Here is a 3305-nt window from a genome sequence, read left to right as displayed (position 1 = left end):
CGCCCCGGGACGATCGGCGGTCAGCGGCCCCGACCCCGCCGCCGAGCCCGTCCCCGTCGGTGAGGCCGTCCCCGGCGTCCGGTGCGACCTCGATGGGTCCGACCGCCGTCCGTTCCGGCCCGTCCCCGTCCCCGCCGCCCGCTCGGTCGTCCGCTCCGGTGCGGCGTCCGTCATCGAAGCCGAGGAGTGATCAGCGATGAGCCGCCGCAACGACGAGGCTCCGATGCGGGCTCGGGTGCCCGCAGACATCGAGCGGCCGGACAGGATCGCGTTCGGTCTATCCGGTCGGCAGTTGGTGATCCTGGCTGTCATGGGTCTGCTGCTCTACGCGGCGTGGACGGCGGTGGCGACGCTCGTGCATCCGCTGGTGTTCCTCGTGGCGGCGACGCCGATCGCCGCTGGGGCGTTCCTGCTCGCGGTCGGACGCCGTGACGGCATCCCGCTCGACGCTTGGGTCCTCGCGGCGCTGCGGCATCGCCGTAGCCCTCGCCGGCTCGTGCCGGCCGAGGGACCGGTCATCCCGGCTCCGGCGTGGGTCTCCACTACCGCCGGGCCGGGTGACCGGCTACCGCTGCCCGCACCGCTGCGGCTGCCCGCGCGAGGTATCACCGGCGACGGGTTGATCGATCTCGGGTCGGACGGCACGACGGGCCTCGTGGCTGCGTCGACGGTGGCGTTCGGGCTGCGTACCTCGGGCGAGCAGAACGGTTTGGTGGCGGGGTTCGCGCGGTGGCTGCACAGCCTGGACGGGCCGGCGCAGATCGTGGTGCGGGCGCAGCGGGTGGACCTGACGTCCCTCGCCGACCGGTTCCTCGCCGCCGCGCCGGGGCTGCCGCATCCGGCGTTGGAGGAGGCAGCTCGCGCGCACGTGGCGTTCCTCGATGACCTGGCCGGGCAGCGCGAGCTGCTGCACCGGCAGGTCACCGTCGCCGTGCGGAGTCGGCACGGCGCGCACCACGCCGCGCACCACGCGGCCGAGGTGGTTCGCGCGCTCGGCGGCTGTGAGGTTCCCGCCCGCGTGCTGGACGGGCCGGACGCGGCGGTGCGGATGGCGGCCAGCCTCGACCCCACTGCCCCGAACTTCACGCCCTACGCCACATCTGTCGGAGGTGAGGACCTGTGAGCCTGTTCTCCGAGCTGCTGCCGACGCGGCGGGGTGCCGTGTCCGAGCCGGCTGCGATCCTGCCCGGGTCGCCGGATGCCGTTGAGGTCGACGGCCGGTTCGTGCGGGTCGGGGACGGCTACAGCGCGACGCTGGCCGTTGTCGGCTATCCGGCGGAGGTCGGGCCGGGGTGGGCCGAGCCGATCCTGTCCTACCCGGGCTTGGTCGATGCCGCCTTTCACATCGAGCCGGTCCCGCCGGCGGTGGCGTCCGAGCGGTTGCGTAAGCAGCGGGGCCGGTTTGAGTCCTCTCGCCGGCAGGACGCGGCCAAGGGCCGCCTGGACGATCCCGAACTCGACGCCGCCGCAGCTGACGCGGCAGAGTTGGCCGTCCGTGTCGCGCGAGGTGAGGCGAGGTTGTTTCGGCTCGGCCTGTATCTGACGGTGCACGGCACCAGTCCTGCCGATCTCGCTGACCGGGTGGCCGAGGTGCGGTCCCTGGCCTCTTCGCTGCTGCTCAACACCGCGCCGGTGACGTGGCGGCAGTTGCAGGGCTGGATCAGCGGTCTGCCGCTGGCGTTCGACGCGCTTGGGATGAAGCGGGTCTTCGACACCGATGCCCTCGCCGCAGCCTTTCCGTTCACCAGCCCCGATCTGCCCGACACCGCCGGGGACAGCGGCATGGGCGTGCTGTTCGGGCTCAACCTGCACTCGGCCGGGGTCGTCGTCTGGGACCGGTGGGCGCAGTCCAACTACAACGCGGTCATCCTCGCCCGATCCGGGGAAGGGAAGTCGTACCTGGCCAAGCTCGACCTGTTGCGCAACCTGTGCCTCGGGGTGGAGGCGTTTGTCATCGATCCCGAAGACGAGTACCTGCGGCTGGCTGATGCGGTCGGCGGCACGGTCATCCGCCTCGGCGCGGCCGGTGTGAAGATCAACCCTCTCGACCTGCCACCCGGTGACGACGACGCGTTGGCCGAACGGGCACGGTTCATGCAGACCCTGGTCGCGGTCATGGCCAGCGGCGACACCGCAGTCAGCGCACCCCTGCCCGGCGACGAGGCCCGCTCCCTCGATGTGGCGGTGCTGGCCGCCTACCGGGCCAAGGGCATCACCACCGACCCGCGCACCTGGAGGCGACCGGCGCCGCTGCTGGCCGACGTGATGGCAGCCTTGGAGGACACCGACGCCGCTGGCCGCCGAGTCGCCGCCCGCCTGCACCCCTACGTGGCCGGCAGCATGAAGGGCCTGTTCGACGGGCCGACTACCACCGCCGCGCAGGGGCACCTCGTGGTGTTCGCCATCAAGGACCTGCCCGAGCAACTTCATCCGGTCGGCACGCTGCTCACCCTGGACACGATCTGGCGCACCATACGCGGCGCGACCGCCTCCGGCGCTCGCCCGGACGTGCTGCGGATGGTGCTGGTGGACGAGGCGTGGAAGCTGCTGTCTGGCGGTCGCGGCGGCGTGTTCCTGGAGACCCTGGCCAAGTCGGCGCGCAAGTACGGCGCGGGCTTGACCGTCGTGACTCAGGACGCCGCTGACGTGCTCGCCACCAAGACCGGCCGCGCCGTCGTCTCCAACGCGGCCACGCAGGTGTTGCTGCGGCAGGCACCGCAGGCGATCGACGCCGTAGCGGATGCGTTCGGGCTGACCGATGGCGAGCGGGCGTTCCTGCTGTCCTGCCAGCGCGGAGACGCGCTCCTCGCGGCGGGATCAGCCCGGGTGGCCTTCCGCAGCCACGCCTCCGCCGAAGAGCACGAGCTGATCGTCACCGGCCCGGTCACCGGCCCGCCTGCCCGTCGCCGCTGAGCCTCTTCCTCCCGTCGATCGGAGTCCCCAATGGTTCCCGTCCCTGTCCTGTCCCCATTCCCGCCCTCGCCGCCTCCGGAGCCTGTCGGGTGCGTGCCTGGTCAGGGCGGCGTGCCCGACTCGGTTGTGGGCGAGCTGCTGTGCGGCTCTTGGGGCGATGACGCCACCGACGCCGTGTGGCGTCTCGTCCGCGACCGGTGGCCGCTGCTCCTCGCCGCCCTGACGGCACTCGTCGCTGTGCGGATCGGGTGGCAGCGGTGGCGGCGGCACGTCTGGCGGCGGCACGCCACCGGAGCGCGGTGGCTGCAGATTACCCCGCCGGTGACCGCCACTCCGGCCGCGACGATTGGCCTGTGGCGGCTGCTCGCCACTGTGCTGCCTGCGCCGCGCCG

At 72.7% G+C, this 3305-nt stretch carries 4 protein-coding genes; all 4 read left to right on the top strand.

The features are described 5' to 3' along the window. Positions 1-190, top strand: a 190-nt coding sequence (locus ACFQ4H_RS34625) for a hypothetical protein (protein ID WP_377579479.1), incomplete at its 5' end; no start/stop codon positions are given. A 6-nt stretch (positions 191-196) separates the two neighbouring features. Beyond that, on the top strand, positions 197-1123 hold the full coding sequence (locus ACFQ4H_RS34620; protein ID WP_377579477.1) for a PrgI family protein: 927 nt from the start codon (positions 197-199) through the stop codon (positions 1121-1123). Then, complete coding sequence (locus ACFQ4H_RS34615) at positions 1120-2913, top strand: VirB4 family type IV secretion system protein (protein ID WP_377579475.1); 1794 nt, start codon at positions 1120-1122, stop codon at positions 2911-2913. The genes ACFQ4H_RS34620 and ACFQ4H_RS34615 overlap by 4 nt, the downstream gene beginning before the upstream one ends. Before the next feature lie 111 nt (positions 2914-3024). Beyond that, positions 3025-3305, top strand: a 281-nt coding sequence (locus ACFQ4H_RS34610; protein WP_377579473.1) for a hypothetical protein, incomplete at its 3' end; no start/stop codon positions are given.

It is taken from the genome of Micromonospora sonneratiae, from assembly GCF_042679305.1.
In the GTDB taxonomy this organism is placed as follows: Bacteria; Actinomycetota; Actinomycetes; order Mycobacteriales; family Micromonosporaceae; genus Micromonospora_H; species Micromonospora_H sonneratiae.
This window is presented reverse-complemented; position numbering and strand designations above follow the sequence as displayed.

Coding starts and splice junctions, on each gene's coding strand:
- ACFQ4H_RS34620 (WP_377579477.1), top strand. CDS start 197: ATGAGCCGCCGCAACGACGAGGCTCCGATGCGGGCTCGGGTGCCCGCA.